The organism is Deltaproteobacteria bacterium (genome assembly GCA_011375175.1).
Classification (GTDB): Bacteria; Desulfobacterota; GWC2-55-46; order GWC2-55-46; family DRME01; genus DRME01.
Map to the genome: position 1 here is coordinate 1 of DRME01000124.1, position 3,084 is coordinate 3,084.

Genomic DNA, 3,084 nt, shown 5'->3' on the forward strand with positions numbered 1-3,084 from the left:
AAAAACTTTTAACGCCCTGCGGATCATCCCGATTTTGCAAGCAAAATCGGGATGATCCGCAGGGAATTAAAAGTCTTTGAAGGGGGTCTGGGGGAAACTTTCTACAGAAAGTTTCCCCCAGGGTAATTAATCAGAGCTTCCCTAATTATTTATCCCCGGACCTCGCCGCGCCCCCCGGCGGCGGGAGCGGGCAAGCCCCCCCCTACAGGGAGGCTCCCCCGGCCGCCGTCGCGGGCCGGAACCATCGGAGCCGAAGGGCGTTGGAGACGACGCTCACCGACGAGAGCCCCATGGCGGCGGCGGCGAAGATGGGGCTCAGCAGTACGCCGAAGAATGGGTAGAGCACGCCGGCGGCCACCGGTATGAGCATGGAGTTGTAGAAGAAGGCCCAGAAGAGGTTCTGCTTTATGTTCCTTATGGTCGCCCTGCTCAGCTCTATGGCCGTCACTATGGCCATGAGATCGCCGCTTATGAGCGTTATGTCCGAGGCCTCCATGGCCACGTCGGCGCCCGTGCCTATGGCTATGCCCACGTCGGCCTGGGCGAGCGCCGGCGCGTCGTTTATGCCGTCGCCCACCATGGCCACCACGTGCCCCTGCTCCTGGAGTTTCTTCACCTCACCGGCCTTGTCCTGGGGAAGCACCTCGGCCAGCACCCGGTCCACGCCCACCTGGGCCGCTATGGCCTCGGCCGTGCGGCGGTTGTCGCCGGTCAGCACGGCCACCTCGAGACCCAGCCCCTTGAGCGCCGCCACGGCGGCCTTCGAGTTCTCCTTCAGGGTGTCGGCCACGGCTATGAGGCCCGCGGCCCGGCCGTCGACGGCGAGGTACATGGGCGTCTTGCCCTCGTCGGAGAACCGCTCGGCCCGTGCTGCGAGCATGGAGACGTCAACCGACTCGTCGTCCATGAGCTTTCTGTTGCCGAAGAGGACCGCCGCCCCCCCGACCACGGCCCTTATGCCGTGGCCGGGCACGGCGGCGAAGTCCTCGGGGTCGGACAGCTCGACGCCGCGCTCGCGGGCCGCCCTGACGATGGCCTCACCGAGCGGGTGCTCCGAGCCCTTCTCGGCCGAGGCGCCGCAGGAGAGGACCTCCAGTTCGTCGAAGCCGCCGGCCGCCACCACGTCGGTCACCGAGGGCTCGCCCCTTGTGAGCGTGCCCGTCTTGTCGAGTATTATGGCCGTGAGCTTGTGGGCCGTCTCCAGCGCCTCGCCGCCGCGTATGAGTATGCCGTTCTCGGCGCCCTTGCCGGTGCCGACCATTATGGACGTCGGTGTGGCGAGACCGAGGGCGCAGGGACAGGCTATGATGAGCACGGCCACGAAGTTGAGGAGGGCGTAGGTGAAGCTCGGCTCAGGACCGAAGGCGTACCAGACGACGAAGGTCAGGAGAGCCACGGCGATGACCACGGGCACGAAGTAGCTCGCTATGAGGTCGGCCATGCGCGCTATGGGGGGCTTGGAGCCCTGGGCCTGCTCGACCATCCTTATGATCTGCGCAAGGGCCGTCTCCCGGCCCACCCTCGTGGCCCTGAACCTGAAGGAGCCGGTCTTGTTGATGGTGGCGCCTATGACCTCGTCGCCCTCCCGCTTCTCCACGGGCATGCTCTCGCCGCTTATCATCGACTCGTCGACCGACGAGTAACCCTTGATCACGACCCCGTCGACCGGTATCTTCTCGCCGGGACGGACGACGACGATATCGCCCACCGCCACCTCCTCGACCGGTATGTCCTTCTCCTCGCCGTCGCGCACCACACGGGCCGTCCTGGCCTGCATCCCCATGAGCTTTTTTATGGCCTCCGAGGTCTGGCCCTTTGCGCGCATCTCAAGGAGCCTGCCCAGCAGTATGAGCACGATTATGGCCGCCGCCGTGTCGAAGTAGACCTCGGGCGCAAGGCCCCTGCTCTCGAAGAGTCCGGGGGCGAAGGTGGCGACGAGGCTGTAGGCGTAGGCCGCCGACGTGCCCACGGCGATGAGGGTGTTCATGTCGGTGGTGCGGTGGCGCGCGGCGGCGAGCGCCCCCCTGTAGAACTGGAGACCGCACCAGAACTGTACGGGCGTTGCCAGCAGGAACTGGAGCAGGTAGCGGCTCTCCCTGCCGAGGTCCACGACCCTGTCGAGGCCGAAGAAGCCGGGATAGGTGAGGACGAATACGCCGAGGGTGAGGACGGCGCCGGCGACGAGCCTTGTCCGAAGCCTTTCGTAGGCCTCCTTTCTGGCCTTCTCCTCGCGGTCGACGAGGTCCTCGCCCCCGCCGGCGACGGCCCTGTAACCGGCGGCGGCCACGGCCGCAACGATATCCTCGACGGAAGCCGCCGTCGGGATGTACTCCACCGTAGCCCGCTCGGTTGCGAAGTTCACCGAGGCGTCGAGCACGCCGTCTATGCCCTTTACGGCCTTCTCCACCTTGTCAACACAGGAGGCGCAGCTCATGCCCTCGATGTGGAGGTCGAGCCTGTGGCGGGCAGTGCCGTAGCCGAGCCCCTCGACGGTCTCGACGAAGCTCTGCGGACCGGTCCTTTGCGGGTCGTAACGGAGGCGGACCTTCTCGGTAGCGAAGTTGACCGACGCCTCGACGACGCCGTCGAGCGAGGAGAGGGCCTTCTCTATCTTTGCGGCGCAGGAGGCGCAGCTCATGCCGGTGAGCGGCATGTCCAGAGCCTTGAGCCCGGCCCGCGAAGCCGTCCGGCCCGCGCTCCCGCCGCCCCCCCCGCCGGCGTGGACGCCTTCCTCTTCGGGCGCCCCCCCTTCCATGAAAGCGGCCGGGTCGGCCTCGAAACGCTCCCTGCAGCTCTTCGAGCAGAAATAGACGGTCTCTGCGCCGTACTTCGACGACTCGGCAGCCTGCGCGGGATCGACGTCCATTCCGCATACAGGGTCTCTCGCCATCGCCAACACCTCCCCTCCCGCTCTTTTCGCAAACATCAAGGAAATTGCACTGGGGGAAACTTTCTGTAGAAAGTTTCCCCCAGACCCCCTTCAAAGACTTTTAATTCCCTGCGGTTCCTCCCGATTTTGCAAGCAAAATCGGGAGGAACCGCAGGGCGTTAAAAGTTTTTGGAGGGAGTCTGAGGGAACCTTTT

At 65.4% G+C, this 3,084-nt stretch carries 1 protein-coding gene; it reads right to left on the reverse strand.

All coding sequences use genetic code 11. The features are described 5' to 3' along the window. Positions 1-202: 202 nt before the first annotated feature. A complete protein-coding gene (gene cadA, locus ENJ37_09905; GenBank protein HHL40809.1) occupies positions 203-2,890 on the reverse strand; it encodes a cadmium-translocating P-type ATPase in 2,688 nt (895 codons plus the stop codon). Between the last annotated feature and the right edge of the window lie 194 nt (positions 2,891-3,084).